The organism is Hymenobacter sp. M1-2 (assembly GCF_057808495.1).
The window spans coordinates 123,378-145,010 of record NZ_JBTYZO010000017.1 but is presented as its reverse complement, the minus strand read 5'-3'; the positions used below and the strand labels follow the sequence as shown (position 1 = coordinate 145,010).

The following is a 21,633-nucleotide window of genomic DNA, read 5'->3' as shown; positions in this document are numbered from 1 at the left end:
ACTGATTTCGTCCAGATTACTCACGAACGCAAAGATAATTGTCCGTACAACCTAGTTCATCAATTCGGCAGGAGAAATTACGCTTCACACGGTCCATGAGAGTAGTTGGAAAAAAGAGTGTAGAATGTTCGTAATATATAGATAAACGGTTGAGCTACCTACACCATTGCCCAACCACCCTCCCCACCCCTCCGACAGCAGTTCCGGGCCGTCCGCAACGACTTCCGGGCCGTCCGCAACGACTTCCGGGCCGTCCGCAATGACTTCCGGAGCGTCCGCAACGAGTTCCGGGGCGTCCGCAACGAGTTCCGGACGCTCCGACACGAGTTCCGGGGCGTCCGCAACGAGTTCCGGACGCTCCGACACGAGTTCCGGGCCGTCGGATAAGGTTTCTGAACGTGATTCTGGACTATTGTGGCCTGCTTATCGGCGCGAACGTAGCGCCTCATGGCTCGTGACTGACCGTGCGGGGCGTTTTCTTGACATGGCTACCCTCCCGGCGGGGCGGGGCGGCTGGTTAAGCGGCTTCATCTTCCACGCCCGGGAAGCAGTCAGCGAATAGTGAAGAATAGCGGACTTATTATTTTCTTTCCTGGTAAGTCCTTACTTTATCCGCTCTAAAGGAGCCGTACTGCTTGAAGGCTAGCGGCCTTCCTTTCCGAAATCAACCGTATCGACCATGAAGAAGGCACTCCAACGCCTGAGCGCGGGCCTGCTGCTACTGGCTGCCACCCAGACCCACGTAGCGGCCGCCCCCACGTTTCCGCAGCCCCTGAGTCCGCGCAACGCCAGCTACACCATTGCCGTGCAGCTCGACCCGACCAAGAAGCAGCTGACGGGGAAGGAGACGCTGGTTTGGAAAAACCTGTCCACTGATGCCGTGGGGGAGCTACAATTCCACCTCTACCTCAACGCCTTTAAAAACTCGCGCTCCACGTTCATGCGCGAATCGGGCGGGCAGTTGCGGGGGGCAAACATCGACGAGGCCGGGGGCGACGGCTGGGGCTGGACGGATGTGAAGGCTATGCGGGTCCGGCGGGGCAATGGCGCCGCGGAAGACCTCACGCCGGGCATCGAGTTCATCCATCCCGACGACGACAACCAGCACGACCAGACGGTGATTCGGGTGCCGTTGAGCAAGCCCGTGCAGCCCGGTGAAAGCATCAGCGTAGAGGTGGACTTCAAAGCCAAGCTGCCCAAAATATTCGCCCGCACCGGCTTCAGCGGCCTGGCCCCCGAAGACCGCTACTTCCTGGTGGGGCAATGGTTTCCTAAGATTGGAGTGTACGAAGCCGCCGGCCAGCGCTACGCCAAGCAGGGCCAGTGGAATTGCCACCAGTTTCACGCCAACTCCGAGTTCTACGCCGATTACGGCGTCTACAACGTGGCCATTACGGTGCCGCAAGCCTACGTGGTGGGCGCCACGGGCCTGCTAGAAGGCGAAAAGAAGAACCCCAACGGCACCAAAACGCTCCAGTTCCACGCCGAAGACGTCATTGATTTTGCCTGGACGGCCTCGCCCCGCTTCCTGACGCAGGAAAGCCAGTGGCAGCACGTGCGCATCAAAACGCTGCTCCAGCCCGAGCACGCCGGACAGGCCGCGCGCTACTTCAAGGCGGCCAAGGCGGCGCTGGCGTATTTCGAGAAGCACATTGGCCGCTATCCGTATCCCAACCTCACCATCGTCGATCCGCCCGTGTACGGGTTGGGTTCGGGCGGCATGGAGTATCCCACCTTCATCACGGGGGGCTCGTTCTGGAACATGCCCAAGGGTATCAAAGCCACGGAGGGCGTGACGGTCCACGAGTTTGGGCACCAGTATTTTATGGGGCTGTTGGCTTCCAACGAGTTCGAGGAGCCCTGGCTGGATGAGGGGTTCAACCAGTACTTCGAGGGCCGCGTGATGGACCACGCCTACGGCCCCCAGACGTCCGCCGTTGATTTGTGGGGGTTCCGCATCGGCGATATTGAGGAGAACCGGGCGGGCTACGTGGGTATGGCCAACCCGAAATCGGCCGAAAACTTCCGCTACGCTTGGCAGTACCCGGAGGAATTTTCGGCCTACGGGGCCATCACCTACTCCAAAACCGCCACCTGGCTCACCACCCTCGACCGGCTGGTGGGCCGCCCGGTGATGGACGAAATCATGCAGACCTACTTCGAGCGGTGGAAATTCAAGCACCCCTGCGCCATCGATTTCATTGCCATCGTGAACGAAGTGGTAGCCAAGCGCCACGGCACCCGGTTCGGGCCGAACATGAACTGGTACTTCGACCAGGTGCTCTACGGCACCAACGTTTGCGACTACAAGCTCACGCGCATCAACAATACCAAGGTGCTGCCCACCAGCGGCATCGTGGACCAGCAAGGCAAGAAGGTGTTGCTGAAAGACGATAAGAAAAAAGACGACAAAGACGACAAGTCGGCCACCCGCTACCGTTCGCAGGTGCTCCTGGAGCGGCTAGGCGAAATGACGCTGCCGGTGGAGGTCCTAGTGCATTTCGAGAATGGCAAGGAGGTGCGCGAAGCCTGGGATGGCCAGGCCCGCACTCAGTCGTTTAGCTACGAGGGCCCAAGCAAGGTGGCCTGGGCCAAGCTGGACCCGCAAAACAAGCTGCTGCTGGATGTAAACCTCAACAACAACAGCCGCGCCGTGCAGCCCGAAACGGCGCCCTTCTGGAAGTACACCGTCAAGTTCCTCTTCTGGGTACAAAACGCCCTGCAATGGGCCAGCGTGCTGGTTTGATACAATGAACAATGAACAGTGAGCAATTGCCAGGGCAGGCCATTAGGAAATTCTTCATTGCTCATTCTTCATTGCTCATTGCCTCACGCGCCGGTCTGCCCGCTTTTTTGGCGGGCTGAACGGTCGAAGGGCGCGCCGCCTGTTTGTGTCGAATGAGGAATTGGGGCGGCCGAGCAGACGAAACAACATCAGCTCGCGGCGACCGGTCAGCCCGCCGAAAAAGCGGGCAGACCGGAGCTGCCGACTAATTCCTCATTGCTACTTCTTCATTCCTCATTTCCCTTATGTCCTTCTCTCCTACTCTTTCTTCTTGGCGCGGCGGTTTCGGTGCTGCCTGGAGCAACAAACGGCTTATTACGCTCGTCTACGGCTTCAATCTGGTGCTGGCCTTGGTGCTGGCGCTGCCTCTTTTCGACACGCTGAAGACCGGGGCCGCTAGTTCCCTGGCACCTGGCGAGTTGCTGGCGGGCTTTAACTTCACGGTGTTCCGGGACTTTCTGCGGGAGCACGGCGACGCCGTTGGGACACTAACGGGGCAGGTGAAATGGATGGCCTTCGCGTACGTGTTTTTCAGCGTGCTGCTGTCGGGTGGTATCCTGCAAACCTTGTCTGCGCCGCAGGCTTTTTCGCTTGCTTCCTTCTTTGCGGGTTGCGGGCGCTACTTCGCGCGGTTTCTGCGGCTGTTCTTTTTCGTGCTGCTTCTGCAGGTGGTGGTTGCGCTGGTCGTCTACGTTCCGCTCGGCGTTTTTTTCAACGTCAATAAGTCCGTTGAGATTGAAAGCAGCTTGTTCTATATCGGCCTGAGCGGTTTCTTGCTGCACCTGTTCCTGTTCGGGCTGGTCCTGCTCATCGGCGACTACGCCCGCATCAGCCTGTTCCGCAACGATTCCACCCGGGCGTTCCGCGCGCTGCGGCAGGCCACGAAGTTTGTTTTCCGGCACTTCGCGAAGACCTACGGCCTGTACCTGGCGGTGGTGGTCTTCCCGCTGGCTCTCTTCCTGGTCTACTTCCTGCTAGATGCGCAAGTCACGATGCGCAACCCGCTCACAATTGTTCTGGTGTTGCTGGTGCAGCAGCTCTTTATCTGGCTCCGAGTAGGCGCTAAAGTGTGGCTAATGGGCAGCGAGCTAACCTTGCATACGCAGCTACAGCCCCTGGAAGAGCAGCCCGTGGTTGCGGAGGCAGAAGCCCCGGCAGAGCCCATAGCCCCAGCGGCCGACAACCTCCCGGCTACAGAGCTGGACGACGTCATGGAAAACAAGATGCTACCCGAGCCAAGCTAGCGTGTGCAGCCTGTAGCGCGAAGCTCCGGCTTCGCGCATCGTTGCTGAGGTTGCACGACCGGAGCTGCTCCGCCACAACGCCTGTCGTGCAACGATGCGCGAAGCGGGAGCTTCGCGCTACTAGCAGCCACTTCCCCCACCCCCGAAAGCGAGACAAGGCACCCACATAGCAGGTGCCCTGTCTCGCTTTCATATGATGGGTCCCGTGCGCTCAGGCTGGTGAGCGGCACAGATGATGTAAATCCAAAGGCTTTCGGAGCGTTGGGGCCGCGCCGCAGCTTTAGTTTCTGAATCCCAAGTGATGACAAGAGTTGCGCCCAATTAGCTGCCGGGCTGGTCGCCAAATTTTTCGTTGCGCTGGCTGTCGTCGGGCTGGCCGGTGAGGGCGCCTTTCGCCATCTGAAACAAGCTGTTGATTTTGCCACCGGGCTTATCCCAGTATTCGCCCTGGTGGGGCCGGATCTTGAGCAGCGTGATGTTGGGGTCGTCTTTGCCCTTCGGAAACCACGCCTTCAATCCTTCCACCCACAGTTCGTTGATCTTGGCTTCGTCGCGGGTTACTTCGGCGGTGCCCGCCAGCGTCACGTAGGTTTGGGAATCGTTTTCGGCGTAGCTGATGCCCACGCAGTTGTTGCGCCCTATTTCCGTCACCTTGCGGGAATCGGCATACGTGAAAAACCAGATAGTGCCATTCTCGTCCAGCCCGTGCGTGTACATGGGCCGGGTGTGGAAGTCGCCGTCTTGCTCGTGCGTAGTGAGCAATGCGTAGCTGATATCCTTGATTTTGTCTTTAAGCAGGTCCAGTTCCTGGGGCTTGATGGCGTTTTGCATGGTGCTTGGTTGAGGTTGGGGTGGCAATGAATGATTGAATACTAACTCTCCACGGCCTGCTTCCAATCGGTGGAGTTGCAATGGGGGCAGGCTTTGGTGGGGGCGGCTTGGGCTTGTTGCAACTGCCCGCAGTAGCCGCAGGCCCAGTTGTCGGGGGCCAGAGGTTGCCGCGCGGCCATCTCCTTGTCCCACTCCGGCACCAACGACAAGCCAGGGCGCGGCGGCTCCTGCTTTTGAATGGTGAAACGCCCATTCGATTCCAGATACAACCGTTTCACCCGCCCCAGCTGGTCGATGCCCTCGGACCGAATGTGCGCCACGGCCCGCTCCTGCGCCAACGACACTTCGCGCAGCACGTCGGGGTTGAAGCGGCCATCCTCCACCAGAATGCCAATGTCATCAAGCACCGCCGACTCAAACTTGGGACTCTTATAGGCCTGGTACGCCACCCAGCGCTGCACGCCTATCACGGCGGCCGCCACTACTATAGCGGGCAGCAAGCCTCGGTCGGGCGCCTGCATCGGAATACCCACGCTGGCCGCCAACGACACTAGGGCCGCCATTTCCAGCCGGCTCATCTGCCCCGACATCCGCCGGCCCATTAGCCGCATGGATACCAGGATGAGTGCGTACAGAAAGATGATGCGCAGAACTATTTCCAGCAGAAAGCTCCAGGGCACTTCGCCCAGCAGCATCCGCATCCAATCGGTGAGGTGAATGTCTTCCGGTTTCATAGAGGCCAGTTATGCAATTGCCTTGTCCCAGCGCGTGCTCTGGCACACGGGGCAGGTTCGGGCGGCATGATGCGTTTGACTCACGGTGTTGCCGCACTGGCAGCAGGCCAGCTTATCGTCGGCGGGCTGTTGTTGTTGCCGCGCTTGCTGGTCGCGGGTGGGCAGCACGGAGAGTCCGGGCACGGGCTCGTCGCGTTGGAAAATGCTGAAGACGCCGCAGGCTTCCCGGTATACCCGCTCCACCTGCCCCAAATGCCCGATTTCCTTGTCCCGCAACTGGGCAAACAGCTGGTCATGCGTTACCCGCGATTCTTTCAGAGCATCGAGCTGCATCACGCCATCGCACACGAGCAAGCTCATTCCACCCTGAATAATCTTCTCCACGCGCGCGTTTCGCACGCCCCAACCCGTGACGCCCCGCTGGAGCAACAGCACCGCCACCAACAGCACAATACCCGGCAGAATCCCCCGGTCTGGCGACTGCATAGGCAACGCTACGATGGCACCGAGCATAATTATCACGGCCATTTCGGTGATGGTGAGCTGCCCGTTCATGCGCTTGCCCAGCAGCCGTAGCACCAGCAGCATCACGGCGTAAATAATGACCGTGCGCACGAATGCTTCCAGCAGAAACTCGGCCGGGGCCTGCCCAAACAGAATGCGCCGCCAGTCGTCGAGGTGGATTTCTTCTTTTTTCATACCAATACAGAAAGCCTAGTGCTGGCGCGCAACCGATGCCGAAGACTCAGACATCATGAAATGCTCTTCACTAAAAAGTACCCCAGCAGAGGTACTTTTTAGAAGAGCGGCGGCCGGCAAGGGAGTTGCTAAGAGTTAGGTATTGAGCACTTCGCCGCCGTTGGGGTGCAGCGCCTGGCCCGTGATGTAGGAAGCGTCTTCAGAAGCCAGAAATACATAGCAGGGCGCCACTTCCGAGGGCTGGCCGGGGCGCTTCATGGTGGTGTCTTTGCCGAAGGAAGCTACTTTGTCGGGCGGGAAGCTGGCCGGAATGAGCGGCGTCCAGATGGGGCCCGGTGCCACTGTATTGGCCCGAATCTGCTTTTCGGCCAGCTGTTGCGCAATGGAACGCGTGTAGGCCGTAATGGCGCCCTTAGTGGCTGAATAATCAACTAGCTGCTGGTTGCCGCGGTACGCGTTAATCGACGACGTATTGATGATGGAGTCGCCGGCCTTCATGTGGGGCAAGGCGGCCTGCGTTACGCGCACGAAGGAGAAGAAGTTGACCTGAAACGTGTCCTCGAACTGCGTGTAGGGTAGCTCCGCCACATCGGTGTTCGGGAATTGCTCTGCGGCGTTGTTGACGAGGATGTTCAAGCCACCTAGCTCTTCCACTGTTTGCGCCACAATGTTTTTGCAATACTCCGGGTCGCGGAGGTCGCCGGGCAGAGTGAGGCAGCGGCAGCCTTCCTGTTCCACTAGTTGGCGGGTTTCATAGGCGTCTTGCTCTTCGTGGGGCATGTAGGTGATGGCCACGTCGGCACCTTCGCGGGCAAAGTGAATGGCCACGGCCCGGCCAATGCCGGAGTCGCCGCCCGTAATGAGGGCTACTTTGCCTAGCAGCTTGTCGCTGCCTCTGTAATTGGCCCGAATATATTCCGGCCGGGGCGTCATTTCCTGCTCGATGCCGGGCTGCTGTTCCTGCTCTTGCGGGGGCAAGGACGTTGGTTTGTTTTCCATGAGGATAGATGAAGTGTCGGAGGCTATACCAACGCACCCCACGAAAGCAGGTTATAGCCGAGCCAGCGCCTTTTGTTTAGCTTATCGCCCTTCTGCTCAGCTTGTTTGTCCGGCTGACGACAGGAAGCATCTGACTAAATGGCCATTGCTTATCCCGTCATGCAGCGGCGGTAGCCGATGCATCTCGCGTGCTGACGTTGCAGCGGTAATTGACTTACTACTCTAGCAAGATGCTTCGCTGCGCCGCTGCATGACGGTCAGCAGAATACGTTCGAGCCATCACACTCACGGAACAACCATAATCACGGCCTACTTCAACCCTGCCCGCACCACTCGCGCCGTTACAAGCAGTTGGCCGGTGTGGCGCGTGGTGTGCTCGGCGGCGTGCACCAGCAGCCCTATCACGGTGCTCGGCAGCTTAGCCCGGCCCACCACCCGAAACTCCCACAACGTAGCCTCGGGCGTGGTGCGAAGCTGCACTAACATTTGCTTCACGGCTTCGTGAAAGGCTTGCACCAGTGTGGCAGTAGTGCCCGGTGTGGTGGGCACGTCGTTTTCGGCGGCGAGGTAGCGCAACTGCTTCTCGCGCAGCGGCTCCTGGCGGGCGTAGGTGCCCATGCGGTCCAACACCCCGGCCAGATGGCGCAAGTGGAAGCCTACGGATGCTACTCCAGCGGGCCGGACCGTGAGCAGATGATCGGGGAAGTCGTGGAGGGCGGCTTGCACTTCGGCGCGGGCTTGCAGCAGGGCGTGAGCTACGGGTTGCAGCAAGGGCGGTACGTCGGGCAGTGGGCCGCGCAGCCAGTATTCGGGGAGTGGCGCTGCTGAGTCAGGTGTCGTCATGGGCAGGTAACTGTTGGATAGGGGTGCAGGTTGTAGCAGCAATCTGCGGCTAGGGTAAGTGATGCACCTGCTCTTGCCTGTAAGGTTCTGCAACATCTCCACTGGTCTTCTATCTCAGCTTTAAAATCTCAGTTCTAAGGTCTAGTTTTTCGGTTTCTACGCCGCTGGGCCTATCTTTAAGGCTATGTTACGACCCTCTCAGCGCGGTATCGCGCTGCCAGCTTCTCCTTACCGCCGACTCACTCCCCACGCCGATGCTACTCGGGCGCGGGGCCTCACGGTGCACCCACTCAACATCGGCCAGCCCGACGTAGAAACTCCACCGGCTATGCTTGCGGCCGTACAGCAAGCCAGCATTCGGGTGCTGGAATACAGTCCCACGGCCGGTTATGCCAGCTACCGCCACAAGCTAGCCCAGTACTATCAGGGCCTGGGCCTGGAGGTAGAAGCCGAAGACATCATCGTGACTACTGGCGGTAGCGAGGCGCTGTCGTTTGCCTTCCTCGGCTGTCTTGATCCGGGGGATGAAGTGATTGTGCCGGAGCCGTTTTACGGCCCCTACAACGCGTTTGCCATCTCTACCGGCACGCGCATCGTGCCCGTTACGTCGTACCTGGAAGACAATTTCGCGCTGCCGCCCATCGCCGATTTCGAGCAGAAGATTACGCCGCGCACCAAGGCCATCCTGATTTGCAGCCCCAACAACCCCACCGGCTACGTGTACAGCCGCGCCGAGATGGAGCTGCTCAAAGACCTATGTCTGCGCCACAACCTGTACCTGCTCTCCGACGAAGCCTACCGCGAATTCTGCTACGATGCCACCTACACCAGCGCCCTGCACCTGCACGGCACCGACGACCACATCGTTTTGCTCGACACCATCTCGAAACGCTACAGCGCCTGCGGAGCCCGCATCGGCGCCATCGTGACTAAGAACCGCGCTCTGCGTGACACCTTTTTCAAGCTGGCGCAGCTGCGGGTGAGTCCGCCGGGCCTGGGGCAGCGCCTGGCCGAAGCCGCTGCCGACCTACCCGCAACCTACTTCGACCACACCAAAGCCGAATACCTGGCCCGCCGCGACCTCATGCTGCGCCGGCTGCGGTCCATGCCCGGCGTACAGGCTCCCACGCCGAGTGGGGCTTTCTACATCGTCTGCCACCTCCCCATCGACGATTCTGAGCGGTTCGCGCAGTGGCTGTTAGAAGATTTCAATCACCAGGGCCAAACCATTATGCTATCTCCTGCCACGGGGTTTTACGCCACGCCGGGCCTGGGCCGTCAGCAAGTGCGACTGGCGTACGTCGTCAATCAGGAAGTCATCAATCTCGCTATGGACTGCTTGGCCGTGGCGCTGCAACAATACCCTGGCCGGATCACGGATTCTCACGGATTTTAGCGGATTGCACGGATTTTGTGGACGGCGCTGGGGCAGCAATGCGGTCCGGGTACCCGCCCGAAAGCTCCGGCAGGCTTCTTGTAGAACCGTGCCCATCTGCACCAGCTACGAATGCTGGGTATTTCACCGAAAGCTCTGATGCTATGAACCGTGTATTGCTTCTGTTGCTCCTTGGCGCCGGATCCGCCGCGGCCCAACTCACCAGCATCAGGCCCGACTCGGCGCGCGTGCTTACGCTGCGCGTGAACGGCCAGGAAGTAGCCGCTGATACGGTCAGTACCCGCTTTTTTCTGGGCGAAGACCGTGCTCTGCGTCTCAACATCGTGCGCGCCGACGACCCCGACGGCGAAGGCCTCACCATTATCATCGACCGATTCCCGATTCAGGCGGGCACCTACAGCTTTCAGGAAATCCTGAGTGGCCGCAACCGGGATGCTTCGTACCGTTTCGGCAGCGTGGCGGCCTACTCCAAATCCTGCGCTGCCAACACCGGCAACGTCACGATTACGGGCGTGAATGCGGCCCGGCACTGGCTGATGGGCACCTACCGTTGCCAGGTCTGCGAAGCTGGCCGCGGCGGCAAGCCCCTCACGCTGGAAGGCAGTTTCCGGTATCCGGTGGAGAAAGAGTAGCCGCGATTCCTGCGTCAAGTGCCGCCTGTCATTGCGAGCAGCGCGAAGCAATCCTTCCTCTTAAAGCGCAAAACCCACCGAAGCAACAAGCCCTTGACGTCCGTGCTGACGCCAAGGGCTTGTCTGTTTAGAAAACTAGTCTCATCGAGAGGAAGGATTGCTTCGCTTCGCTCGCAATGACTGCGGCTTCGTAGAATCTACAGCGTAGCTAAGTCGATGACGAAGCGGTACTTCACGTCGGATTTTATCATTCGCTCGTAGGCCTCGTTGATATAATCCATGCGAATGACTTCCACGTCGCTCATTACGTTGTTTTCGGCGCAGAAATCCAGCATTTCCTGGGTTTCCTTGATGCCGCCGATGAGCGAGCCGGCAATGCGGCGGCGCTTGGCAATGAGGTTGAACGCGTGCAGCTGCGGGGCTTCCGGCGGCACACCAAGCAGCACCATGGTGCCATCGAGGCGCAGGCTGCCCACATAGGGCGTCAGGTCCATCGAAGCCGAAACAGTATTGATGATGAGGTCGAAGTAGTTGCGCACTTCCTTCATCGCCTGCTCGTCTTTGGTCACCACGAACTTGTGCGCACCAAGGGTTTTGGCATCGGCTTCCTTGCCGGGCGAAGTGCTAAGTACCGTCACCTCGCAGCCCATAGCGGCGGCAAACTTCACGGCCATGTGACCTAGTCCGCCCAGGCCCATCACGGCCACTCTATCCCCAGCCTTGGCCTTCCACTCCCGCAGCGGCGACCAGGTAGTGATGCCGGCGCACAGCAACGGCGCCACGCGGGCCAAATCAAGCTTTTCGGACACGCGGAGCACGAATTTCTCGGTTACCACAATCTGGTTGGAGTAGCCGCCGTAGGTTGGGGAGCCGTCCTTGTCCTTGGCGTTGTAGGTGCCCACGAAGCCATTGTCGCAGTACTGTTCTAGGCCGGCATCACATTCGGCGCAGTGTTGGCAGGAATCCACCATGCAACCCACGCCGGCCAAGTCGCCGGGCTTAAAATTCTGCACGTGGGCTCCCACTTCCGTTACGCGGCCCACAATTTCGTGGCCGGGCACCATGGGGAAGATGGAGCCGCCCCATTCGTCGCGCACTTGATGCACATCGGAGTGGCAAACGCCGCAGAACAGAACCTCAATGCGCACATCGTGCGGGCCAACGTCGCGGCGCTGAAAATCGAAGGGAGTGAGTGGGGCATGGGCAGCCGAAGCCGCGTAGCCTTTGGTTTCAAGCATGACAGAATGGTTTTGGAAAAGAAATGCAGTGCGAATGGCTATAACTGGTTTCGCAGCCGAAGGTTCGGCGCTGCACGACTCTTTCGAAGTACAGCTCCGCAACAAAGCAAGCAATGAAACCGGACTCTACGTAGCTTTATTCAGCTGTGCCTGCGCGTCTACGTTGTCGGCGGCGGCTTGAACAGGTGGTGCGTCCGCAGGTGCGGGTGAATCCCACCCTTTACGCAGCATTTCCTCCACCTGTGCCTTGAGCCGCTTCAGCGACTGGCGGGAGAACCGTTTTTGCAGCATCCGCCCAAAAAGCTTAAAGCCTAGCCAGTAAAACGGATTGCTAATACGGCCCGTCTGCGAAACGGCGTGAATCCGAAACACCACCCGGCCCGTCGTCAGGTTCTTGTGCACCGTGAAGTCGATTTGCCCGCGCTCAAAATGGCCTTCGAGCGTGGCGTAGTTGTAGCCCCACACTTGCTCCTCGTCACCTTCCGGCAACACCCGCCGCTCGTCCGTAACGCCACCGGTGCGCACCCCAAACCAGAACGTGAACACCAGAAACCGGCCCCGCAGCACCATCACGCGGTGTTCCAGCGGCTCATCGGGCAGGAAGATGCCCGTGATTAGGCCGGGCGGCGGGAAGGTGTAGTTGCGCAGCACTTCACGGGCCGCGGCCCAGGAGCCGTGGGTCGCCGGTGGGCCGGGCGCTTCGGCGGGCAATTCCGTTTCGTAGTCGTCTACGCGCCAGCCGTTGGCGGCGGAATACTCGGCCAGCCGGTTTACATCGAAGTTGTACTTCGCCTCTTGATAAGCGGCTAGGCGAGCTTTGTGCGTTTCGTAGAGCGGCGGCTTAGGCATCCTGCGTGACTTCGGTTTCGGACTCGGCCTGTCTTACCGTTTCCACGTGTACTGGGCCAAGCGGCAGCCCCTGGCTGTGGTCGGCCACCCGCTGGCAGAAGGTTTCCCAGGTTTGCTGCTGCACTTTTTTGCCCATGCCTAGCGTGTCGTAAGTGAAAGCCACGAGGCCATCGCGGGAGCGGGCCCAGGAGTGTATCTCAAAGCGCAGCGTATCGGGCAGCGAAACGTGAGGTCGCAGCGAAAACTGAATGCGGCCCGCCTCAGGGTGACTTTCCAGCGTCACTAACTCAAAATAATCGGCGCCGATCTCTGACACGCGCACGTCGCCGTTCCAAGGACCGAGAATCTTGATGCGAAACTCGTCGCCGACGCGCAATTCGTGCGCCTCGCCTTTAGCTTTCTCGAAATCAGCCAGCAAATCAGGCGAAAAAGCGGGCAGGTCGCACTTGATGTGATGCAGCAGTTCCCCCGCCGACTGACGAGCGTGCTGCACGTCAATCCAGTAGCGGCGCTCAAATAAAGGGCCACTGCCCGTTTGGGCAGGTTGTTCTGATTTAGGCATCGGAATAGACAAATAAGCCGGCGAAAAGCAACTCGCCTGCCTTCCCAACCACTAACGCATCAAGTGTTCGAGGGGTTGAGCCGCGCGTTTCTGCTCTGCCATACTTCCCTTGCCCGCAGCATCGCACTCACCTGTTTCCCGTAGTAGGGTTCATATCCAATTCTCCAACCTATGGCCTACTACCGCCCGCCCGGCCCACCCGCCGACCCCGTTATCGTGCGTGAGCTGACGCGCTTGCAGGAAACCATGCGGGCCCAGGTGCGCTTGGAGCCCCTAGCCCAAGAGCCCACTTTCATTGCCGGCTGCGACTCCTCGTTTCCAACTCCCGATACTATTTTGTCGGTGTTCGTGCTACTACGATTTCCGACGCTGGAGTTGATAGAGAAAGTGTACCACACCAGCTCCGTGGAGCTGCCCTACATTCCGGGCTTACTCTCATTTCGCGAGGCCCCCAACGTGCTATTGGCCTACGAGAAGCTGCGCCAAAAGCCCGACGTCATTATGGTAGACGGCCACGGCATTGCACACCCGCGCCGCATGGGTATCGCCGCGCACCTGGGGGTGCTACTCGATATGCCCACGTTCGGCGTAGCCAAGCAGAAGTTGACGGGCACCTTTCAGGAGCCAGCCCCGCAAAAAGGCAGCCTTTCCCCTCTTACTGATAAAAACGGGGAGCTACTCGGCGAAGTCATCCGCTCCAAAGACAAGATAAACCCGCTATTCGTGAGTCCCGGCCACCGTTGCGACCAAGCCGCCGCCACCCGCCTCACGCTGGCCTGCCTGCGCGGCTACAAGCTCCCCGAACCCACCCGCCTCGCCGACCATTGGGCCGAGGAGTTTAAGAAGGAATTGAAATAGGTATTTGTTAGCCTATGCCCGCTGCTGCCGATTGTAGAAAGAGCATTTAAATTTTTGAATAGCTTCTTCGTGTCTCTTTAGGTTCGCTCAAACCACCCAGACCTGCGGCTGTCTTGTGAGGCGTACTGGAGATAGTACGCCATTCGCAACAACTCCAACGACTCACCAGCTTCTGAGGGCAGCCCTAGTAGCCGGGCTACGGCCGCGTACACCACGCGCGGGGGCTCTGCTTCGGCCAGGATACCGCGCTGCTGTCCTGTCTGCGTAGATTTAGACAGCTTCTGCCCCTCTTCGTCGAGTAGCAGCGGATGGTGTAAAAACTGCGTCTGTTCGAAGACCTCGGTGCCGGGTAGTAGCATAGCAAGCCACAACTGCGCCGCCGTGCTCGGCAGCAAATCCAGCCCGCGCACGACGAAGTTGACACCGAGCCGCACATCGTCTACCACGGACGCTACTTGATAAGCTGCCACACCATCTTTTTTGCGCACCACGAAGTCGCCTAGCTCGTGGGCCAGCGCTACAGTCAGGGATCCTTGCTGCAGGTCCGTAAAGTTGATGCGCGTCGCCTCCGGCACGTGGGCGCGCCAAGCCGTGTCAGGCGTATTGAGGGGGACGAGGCGGGGGCGGCAGGTGCCGGGGTAACGGCCATTGGGCGCGGTGGCGGCGCGCGCTAAGTCGGTGCGGGAGCAGCGGCAGGCGTAGAAGCAGCTGGGGTGCGCTGAGCGGGCGGCTTGCAGGGTGGCTTCGTAGGCAGGCAGAAAATGACGCTGCGAGTAGTGTCGTTCGAAGTCGTCGGGGCCAGTGGGGCCGGCATCGTAATCGAGACTGAGCCACTCCAGGGTGCGGAAGATGTTGTCGAGGTAGGCCGGGCGAAACCGGGCGCGGTCCAGGTCGTCGATGCGCAGGTGTAATGTGCCCCCAGCGCGGCGCGTGAGCAGCCAGGTGAGCGTGAAGTTGATGGCATTGCCGAGGTGCAGAAAGCCGCTCGGCGTGGGCGCCAGGCGCGCAACAAGGGGTGTTGAAGAGGAAAGAGGCGGGAACATGCGGGACCGAAAATTACGGGCTTTGGCGCACTCCGTTAAACTATCGTTTCGCAAACTCATCTACAAGGCAAATCCTATACTTGCCGCCTTTGATGAAACGTCTCCTCTTTTCCTGCCTGCTGCTCCTGCTCGTGGGCTCCCACTTTGCTCAAGCGCAATCAACACTCTACTTCCCGCCCCTCACCGGTACCACGTGGGCCAGCACCGCGCCGCAGAGCCTGGGTTGGTGCCAGCCGCAGCTCGATTCGCTGCTCAACTACCTGGAACGCAAAGACACCAAATCGTTCCTGGTGCTGAAAGATGGCCGTATGGTGGTGGAGCGCTACTACGGCACGTTTACGCAAGATTCGCTGTGGTACTGGGCCTCGGCTGGCAAGTCGCTCACGGCTACGCTGGTGGGCATTGCGCAGCAAGACGGCTTACTTACCCTCTCCGACAGTACCTCCCGCTATCTGGGCCGGGGCTGGACCTCAGCGCCCAACGCGAAAGAGCGTCTCATCACGGTGCGCGACCAGCTCAGCATGACCACTGGCCTCGACGATACGCCGCCCGCGCCCTGCGACAATGAAAGCACTGCGGCTGGCTGCTTGCTCTACCGCGCCGATGCCGGCACCCGCTGGTCTTACCACACTGGTCCCTACCGTCTGCTGCAAAACGTGATTGTAAACGCCAGCGGCCAACCCATCAACCAGTATACCAACCAGCACTTAGCTTCGCGCATTGGCATGAGTGGCACCTGGGTGAACAGCGTCTACTACAGCCGCGCCCGCGACATGGCCCGTTTCGGGCTGCTCACGCTGGCCCGCGGCACCTGGAACGGCACTCCCATCCTGCGCGATACGGCCTATTTCCGCCGCATGACCACACCTTCGCAGTCGCTCAATCGCAGCTATGGCTACTTGTGGTGGCTCAATGGGCAAGCCTCGTACAAGCTGCCAGGGCCGCAGCAAGCCACTTTTCCCGGTCCTCTCGTTCCCGAAGCACCCGCGGACCTCATTGCCGCCTTGGGTAAAAACGATCAGAAAATATACGTGGTGCCAAGCCTTGGGCTGGTGGTAGTGCGACAAGGGAAGTCGGCGGGCACTATACCCGTATTGGCGCTGTCTTCTTTCGATAGAGAGTTATGGCGCTACCTTATGGCTGTTATCCAATGCCGCCCACTCGCCACCGCTGCTACCACTGCTGTGACCGTAGCGCCCGATTTGTACCCCAATCCAGCTACCGAAACTGTAACGGTGGGGCCGCTGCTCACCAGCCGTCACCTGCGCCTGCTCGATGTGCTGGGACGACCAGTGCGGCAGTGGCCAACTGCTGCCACCGAAACCTCTTTTTCTCTCAGTGGCGTGCCAAGCGGAGCGTATGTGCTACAGTGGCTGGCTCCAGATGGCAGCCTTTTAGCCACGAGGACCTTCCTGAAGCAATAGCGAGCTGCTTCAGTGCTGATCCACAGCTGTAGCGGGGCGGCATATGGGTAGAAACAAAGCTTATACAAGTGGTTCAAGCCCCATCGAGGCGACACATGTTTGGCTTGCGCACCAAGTATAAACAACGCAACTACGCCCTTGCTCCTATCACAAAAGCACTATAAATAAACTTTTGCGATTTAATTGATGTATGTACATATATTTGATGCAGCAAGCTGACTCACTCAGCTAGGCTTGTCCCTCAGTTCTTTTATCATGCAGACGCTTTTTCACCCCGCCAACACGCGCGGACACGCCAGCCACGGCTGGCTCAATTCCTATCACACGTTCAGCTTCAGCAGCTACTCCAATCCCCAGCGGGTGCATTTTGGCGCTTTGCGCGTGCTCAACGACGATACCGTTGCGGCCGGTATGGGTTTCGGCACCCACCCGCACGACAACATGGAAATCATCAGCATCCCGTTGGCGGGCACGCTGGAGCACAAAGACAACGCTGGCAACCATGGCATCATCCGCAGCGGCGACGTGCAGGTGATGAGCGCCGGCACGGGCATTGCGCACAGCGAGAAAAACTATAGCGCCACGGAAGAAGTGAAATTCCTGCAAATCTGGCTGTTCCCGAACAAGCGCGGCGTACAGCCCCGCTACGACCAGCAGAGCTTCCGGGCTGAGGACGGCCACAACCAGTTTCAGCAGGTGCTCTCCCCCAACCCCAACGATACTGGCGTCTGGATTCACCAAGATGCGTGGTTTCACCTCGCCGATTTCGACGCGGGCTTTGCGGCCGACTACCAAGTGAAGCGCCCTGGCAACGGCGTGTACGTGTTCGTGCTAGAAGGCGACGCAACCGTAGCCGGCCAACCTTTGCGCCGCCGCGACGGTTTCGGCCTCTGGGAAACCGACTCGTTCCCTATCCAAGCCAACACCAACACTCGCCTACTCCTCATGGACGTACCAATGGCATTGTAGCAAGTCCCCGCCGCATGAGCCTAAAGCAGCGAGAAGCCACGCAGGCGAACAACCGTCCACAACATCCGTGAAATTCGTTAAAATTCGCGCTAATCCGTGATCCATGAAACACGCCCCCACCACCTACCCAGTCCACGAGCTTATTCGCAAGCGTTGGAGCCCTCGTTCGTTTGCTAGCTATCCGGTAGCGCCCGAAACCCTGAACCAAGTGTTTGAGGCTGCTTCTTGGGCTGCCAGCGCCATGAATGAGCAACCCTGGCGCTACATTTACGCCCACCACGCCGACCAGGAAAGCTTCCGGAAGATGGTGGATTGTCTGCTGCCTGGCAACCAACCCTGGGCCAAAAACGCGCCGGTGCTCATTCTAGCCCTGGCCAAAACGCAGTACGACAACGGCAAGCCCAACGGCGCCGCGCTCCACGACCTCGGCTTAGCCAACGCCAACTTGCTATTCGAAGCCACGGCTCTAGGTTTGCACGGCCACTTCATGGGCGGCTTCGACCCCGATAAGACCCGGGAACTGTTTGCCCTGCCCGAAACCCTACAGCCTGTAGCTTTTATTGCGTTAGGCTACCTCGGTGAGGCGGAGCAGCTCGAAGAGCCGTTTTTGAGCCGCGAAAAGACTCCGCGTCAGCGCAAGCCCATCACTGAAATTGCCTTTCACCACCAACTACCAGCTTAGTGTCATGCCTCATCTGCTCATCTCCGCCGCCGACCGTGGCCTAAAAGACATTGGCTGGCTGCAAAGCCACTTTTCGCTCAGCTTCGGGCCCTACACCAATCCCGCCCGCAGTGGGTTTGGCCTGTTGCACGTCTTCAACGATGACTTTGTGCAACCGGGACATGGTTTTGGGTTGCACGCGCACGCCAACATGGAAATCATTTCAGTGATGCTGGCCGGCCACATGAACCACAAAGATTCCATGGGCTACTCGGAGGAAGTGACGACGGACTGGGTGCAGATTATGAGTGCCGGCAGCGGCCTGCGCCACGAGGAGCACAACATCGGCCAAGAAGAAGTGAATTTCTTGCAGATCTGGATTGAGCCCAAGCTGCAAAACGTGACGCCTCGCTATCAGCGCCGCCATTTTCCGGCCGAAAAGCGCCGCAACCAGCTCACCACCATTGTCAGCAATGAGGAAGGCACGGCGCACTGCTGGATCAACCAGAACGCAAAACTCTCCCTCGGCTATTTCGACGCGGGCCAGACCCTGAGTTACGCGCTGAATCCGCTCAACAAAGGAGTTTTCATTTTTCTGATGGAGGGCCAGCTGACGGTGAACGGGCAAGCAGTGGCGCAGCGGGAAAGTATCGGATTTTGGGAAACGGCCGAGGTGCAGCTAACGTGCGGCGCCGAAAGCAAATTCATTGTGATTGAAGCCCCTATCAACCATTAAGCTTTCCTTAAGCAGTAGCATCTAGCTCTCGTTTCGCGTATTATTGTAGTACAAGCGTTAGGTCCTCCCAACGCACCAGTACGCAATAATGCCCGAGGCGAGAGCTTCGCGTTAGAATGCCCCGAGAACCTGATTTCATGACCATCCGCCGCTTGCTTCTCAGGTTTCTAACCTTGCTGCTGGCTGGTAGCGGCGTATTGAGTAGCTGTTCTTTTTCGGCTCCCCGGCAGCGGCGGCCAATCAAGAATTTCTTCAACGGCCGACAGTACCGCGACACAGTGAGTGTGTACGCCCAAGAAGGTTCGGGGCCAAGGTTTACTTGGTGAACAGGTGGCTGGGGCTTAGGCATCAGGCAGTAAAACAAGACGCAATATTCAGTAGCACAATTCTGGGCGAGCTGAAGTATGAAAAGAGCAAACGACTTTTTCTGTACTTCAGCTACCGTTCCGTTTGAATTTATTTCTGCGAATAGCCGCTGCTGAGGCCACAACTCCTAGATATTGACGGCACTATGATTCAAGCCCGGGATTTTATTCCGAATTTCGGGGCTGAATTCGTCTTGCTTGTCGCATGAAACACCTGTTATCCCTGTTTTTTCTGAGCGTGGTAAGCCTCGCCATCCAGGCGCAAAGCCTTCCTTACCAGATGCCGCCCAAGGCAATTGCGGCGTTGGCCGAAGCGCCACCCACGCCGCGCGTCAGCATCTCGCCCAATGGGCAGTGGATGTTGTTGCTGGATATCCAAGGCATGCCCTCTATTGCCGAGCTTTCGCAGCCGGAAATGCGTTTGGCAGGGTTACGCATCAACCCGCGCACCAACGGCCCGAGCCGCGTTACGTACGCCACGGCCCTGCGCGTCAAGCGTTTGCCCGATGGCAAGGAACTGCTGATCCAAGGCTTGCCAGCCAATGCGCGCATCAGCGAAGTAACCTGGTCGCCGGACAATACTCGCCTGGCCTTCACCAACACTGCCGCCAACCGTATCGAACTGTGGCTGGCCGACGTATCGGCGGCTTCGGCGAAGCAGGTGCCTAATTTGTCTTTGAACGGCATTTTCGGCACTTCCTACGAGTGGGTTTCGGATAGCAAGACGCTGATAGCAAAGGCCGTTCTAGGTGGCCGGGGCGAAATTCCGTCGGCTACCGACGTACCCAAGGGTCCTACCATTCAAGAAAACACGGGCCGCACGGCCGCTGCTCGTACTTACCAAGACCTGCTGAAGAACGCCACCGATGAGCGGCTGTTTCAGTATTTCGCGCTGGCGCAGGCCGTAAAAGTGAGTGTAGAAGGCCGGATGCAGCCACTAGGCGAAGCCGGTATTATTGAGCAGGCTTCACCCTCGCCCAACGGTCGTTTCGTGCTGGTCAAGACCCGCCACCGTCCTTTCTCCTACACGCTGCCCGTGAGCAGCTTCCCCGTGCGGACTGATATCGTGAGCGTGGATGGCCCGGTGGTGCGAAATCTGGAAGACCTGCCTCTCGCCGACAACGTGCCGACTAGCTTCGATGCCGTGCCCACCGGCGCGCGTGAACACGGCTGGCGCGAAGATGCCCCGGCTACGGTGTACTGGGTGGAAGCGCAGGATGGCGGCAATCCCAAAACGGCCGCCCCGGTGCGCGACAAACTATTTGCCTTATCGGCTCCTTTCACGGGCACGGCGCTGGAGCTGGCGGCACTGCCGTTGCGCTTCGCCAACATTTACTGGGGCACCGATATGCTGGCTCTGGTGGAAGGCTACCGCTGGTCGGATCGGCACAAAACGACCTGGACGCTCGATCTGGCCACTAAAACGTCGCTCACCGTCCTCTTCGACCGTTCCTCGCAGGACGCCTACACCGACCCTGGCACGCCCTACCTCAAGCGCAACGAGCTGGGCCGCTCGGTACTGGCAACCGATCCGACTAGCAGCACCATCTATCTGTTTGGGGCAGGTGCTTCGCCGGAAGGCGACCGGCCTTTCGTGGATGAAATGAACGTGCGCACCAATAAAATTTTGCGTTGGTGGCGTTCAGAAGCGCCTTTCTACGAAGTACCCGTCACGATTTTAGACGAGGCCAAACGCCAGTTGGTAACGCGCCGCGAATCGGTGACGGAGGTGCCCAACTATTTCCTGCGCGACGCCCGCAACAACAAATTGGAGCCGCTGACGCAGTTTGCTAATCCTTACGCCAGCCTCGGCGGCTTGAAAAAGCAAGTGCTCAAGTACAAGCGGGCCGATGGCGTGGACCTCACCGCCAATCTGTACCTGCCTCCAACCTACAAAAAGGAAGATGGTCCGCTACCAACTCTGCTGGAAGCCTACCCGGTCGAGTTCAAAGACAAGAAGGACGCCGGACAGGTGAAAGGTTCGCCCTACACCTTCACGCGCCTCTCGTGGGGTTCGCCGGTATTCTGGGTAACGCAGGGTTACGCCGTATTGCAAGGCACCAGCATTCCGATTGTGGGCGAAGGCACCAAAGAACCCAACGATACCTACACCGATCAGCTCGTGGCTTCGGCCAAAGCCGCCATCGAGGAAGGACAGCGCCTGGGCGTAGTAGACGCGAAGCGGGTGGCCGTAATGGGCCACAGCTACGGCGCTTTCATGACGGCCAACTTACTGGCCCATTCCAACTTGTTCAAGGCGGGCATTGCGCGCAGCGGCGCTTACAACCGCACGCTCACGCCGTTCGGGTTCCAGGGTGAGGAGCGTACCTACTGGCAGGCGCCGGAGGTCTACAATGCCATGTCGCCGTTCAACTACGCCGATAAGATCAAGGAGCCGCTGCTACTTATTCACGGCGAGGCCGACAACAACTCTGGCACCTTCCCCATTCAGAGTGAGCGGTTCTACAACGCACTGAAGGGTCACGGCGCCACAGTGCGCTACGTGGTGCTGCCCGCTGAGTCGCATGGCTACGCGGCTCGCGAGTCTGTAATGCACATGCTCTGGGAAATGAATTCTTGGCTCGATAAGCACGTCAAGAGCACAGCTGCCGTTAGCGCCGCGCCAGCGACTAGCAACACCCCAACTGCCGGCAAGTAAACTCGACGTCACCTTCTGTTTTAAAACACCCTAGGTCTACCCGTCTAGGGTGTTTTTTATGGATCAGCTTTCGTGATTTCGCAGCAAGCAATTATATTTCAATACA

General features: G+C 59.1%; 19 protein-coding genes. 10 read left to right on the top strand and 9 right to left on the bottom strand.

The features are described 5' to 3' along the window. Positions 1-679: 679 nt before the first annotated feature. Both ACYSMN_RS17260 and ACYSMN_RS17255 read left to right on the top strand, forming a co-directional pair. Positions 680-2,746, top strand: coding sequence for a M1 family metallopeptidase (locus ACYSMN_RS17260; protein ID WP_488925160.1), 2,067 nt, complete (start codon positions 680-682; stop codon positions 2,744-2,746). Positions 2,747-3,030: 284 nt separating this feature from the next. After that, complete coding sequence (locus ACYSMN_RS17255; RefSeq protein ID WP_488925159.1) at positions 3,031-4,029, top strand: hypothetical protein; 999 nt, start codon at positions 3,031-3,033, stop codon at positions 4,027-4,029. Between the two features lie 321 nt (positions 4,030-4,350). Here the strand turns inward: ACYSMN_RS17255 and ACYSMN_RS17250 are convergent, their stop codons facing one another. The 5 genes from ACYSMN_RS17250 to ACYSMN_RS17230 all read right to left on the bottom strand — a co-directional run bounded on the left by ACYSMN_RS17250 (position 4,351) and on the right by ACYSMN_RS17230 (position 8,135). Next, on the bottom strand, positions 4,351-4,860 hold the full coding sequence (locus ACYSMN_RS17250; RefSeq protein ID WP_488925158.1) for a pyridoxamine 5'-phosphate oxidase family protein: 510 nt from the start codon (positions 4,858-4,860) through the stop codon (positions 4,351-4,353). 41 nt (positions 4,861-4,901) lie between these two features. After that, positions 4,902-5,594, bottom strand: coding sequence for a DUF421 domain-containing protein (locus ACYSMN_RS17245; RefSeq protein ID WP_488925157.1), 693 nt, complete (start codon positions 5,592-5,594; stop codon positions 4,902-4,904). Positions 5,595-5,603: 9 nt separating this feature from the next. Further along, positions 5,604-6,293 (bottom strand): DUF421 domain-containing protein, encoded by a 690-nt coding sequence (locus ACYSMN_RS17240; RefSeq protein ID WP_488925156.1) that lies wholly within the window; start codon positions 6,291-6,293, stop codon positions 5,604-5,606. Positions 6,294-6,428: 135 nt separating this feature from the next. Then, positions 6,429-7,292, bottom strand: coding sequence for an SDR family oxidoreductase (locus ACYSMN_RS17235; protein ID WP_488925155.1), 864 nt, complete (start codon positions 7,290-7,292; stop codon positions 6,429-6,431). A 309-nt stretch (positions 7,293-7,601) separates the two neighbouring features. Continuing rightward, positions 7,602-8,135 carry a DinB family protein gene (locus ACYSMN_RS17230; protein ID WP_488925154.1) on the bottom strand — a complete coding sequence of 178 codons (534 nt, stop codon included), beginning with the start codon at positions 8,133-8,135 and terminating at the stop codon, positions 7,602-7,604. Positions 8,136-8,319: 184 nt separating this feature from the next. Between ACYSMN_RS17230 and ACYSMN_RS17225 the strand changes: the two genes are divergently transcribed. Further along, positions 8,320-9,531 carry a pyridoxal phosphate-dependent aminotransferase gene (locus ACYSMN_RS17225; protein WP_488925153.1) on the top strand — a complete coding sequence of 404 codons (1,212 nt, stop codon included), beginning with the start codon at positions 8,320-8,322 and terminating at the stop codon, positions 9,529-9,531. Between the two features lie 143 nt (positions 9,532-9,674). Next, entirely contained in the window at positions 9,675-10,163 is a 489-nt protein-coding gene (locus ACYSMN_RS17220) for a hypothetical protein (protein WP_488925152.1), read from the top strand. 197 nt (positions 10,164-10,360) lie between these two features. Here the strand turns inward: ACYSMN_RS17220 and ACYSMN_RS17215 are convergent, their stop codons facing one another. The 3 genes from ACYSMN_RS17215 to ACYSMN_RS17205 all read right to left on the bottom strand — a co-directional run bounded on the left by ACYSMN_RS17215 (position 10,361) and on the right by ACYSMN_RS17205 (position 12,812). Further along, positions 10,361-11,401 carry an NAD(P)-dependent alcohol dehydrogenase gene (locus tag ACYSMN_RS17215; RefSeq protein WP_488925151.1) on the bottom strand — a complete coding sequence of 347 codons (1,041 nt, stop codon included), beginning with the start codon at positions 11,399-11,401 and terminating at the stop codon, positions 10,361-10,363. 126 nt (positions 11,402-11,527) lie between these two features. Next, positions 11,528-12,250, bottom strand: coding sequence for a DUF1990 domain-containing protein (locus tag ACYSMN_RS17210; protein WP_488925150.1), 723 nt, complete (start codon positions 12,248-12,250; stop codon positions 11,528-11,530). After that, positions 12,243-12,812 (bottom strand): DUF1990 family protein, encoded by a 570-nt coding sequence (locus tag ACYSMN_RS17205; RefSeq protein ID WP_488925149.1) that lies wholly within the window; start codon positions 12,810-12,812, stop codon positions 12,243-12,245. Before ACYSMN_RS17205 ends, ACYSMN_RS17210 begins: the two co-directional genes overlap by 8 nt. Before the next feature lie 171 nt (positions 12,813-12,983). Between ACYSMN_RS17205 and nfi the strand changes: the two genes are divergently transcribed. After that, positions 12,984-13,670, top strand: coding sequence for a deoxyribonuclease V (gene nfi / locus ACYSMN_RS17200; RefSeq protein WP_488925148.1), 687 nt, complete (start codon positions 12,984-12,986; stop codon positions 13,668-13,670). Positions 13,671-13,747: 77 nt separating this feature from the next. Here nfi and ACYSMN_RS17195 read toward each other — a convergent pair whose 3' ends face one another. Continuing rightward, positions 13,748-14,713, bottom strand: a complete 966-nt coding sequence (locus ACYSMN_RS17195) for a glutamate--tRNA ligase family protein (RefSeq protein ID WP_488925147.1) — start codon at positions 14,711-14,713, stop codon at positions 13,748-13,750. Between the two features lie 92 nt (positions 14,714-14,805). Here ACYSMN_RS17195 and ACYSMN_RS17190 point away from each other — a divergent pair, with 92 nt between their 5' ends. The 5 genes from ACYSMN_RS17190 (at position 14,806) to ACYSMN_RS17170 (ending at position 21,527) form a co-directional block, all read left to right on the top strand. Then, complete coding sequence (locus ACYSMN_RS17190; RefSeq protein WP_488925146.1) at positions 14,806-16,137, top strand: serine hydrolase; 1,332 nt, start codon at positions 14,806-14,808, stop codon at positions 16,135-16,137. Between the two features lie 255 nt (positions 16,138-16,392). Continuing rightward, positions 16,393-17,106 carry a pirin family protein gene (locus ACYSMN_RS17185; protein ID WP_488925145.1) on the top strand — a complete coding sequence of 238 codons (714 nt, stop codon included), beginning with the start codon at positions 16,393-16,395 and terminating at the stop codon, positions 17,104-17,106. Positions 17,107-17,209: 103 nt separating this feature from the next. Next, positions 17,210-17,788 (top strand): nitroreductase family protein, encoded by a 579-nt coding sequence (locus ACYSMN_RS17180; protein WP_488925144.1) that lies wholly within the window; start codon positions 17,210-17,212, stop codon positions 17,786-17,788. Between the two features lie 4 nt (positions 17,789-17,792). Next, entirely contained in the window at positions 17,793-18,503 is a 711-nt protein-coding gene (locus tag ACYSMN_RS17175) for a pirin family protein (RefSeq protein ID WP_488925143.1), read from the top strand. A 570-nt stretch (positions 18,504-19,073) separates the two neighbouring features. After that, entirely contained in the window at positions 19,074-21,527 is a 2,454-nt protein-coding gene (locus tag ACYSMN_RS17170; protein ID WP_488925142.1) for an alpha/beta hydrolase family protein, read from the top strand. Positions 21,528-21,633 lie beyond the last annotated feature (106 nt).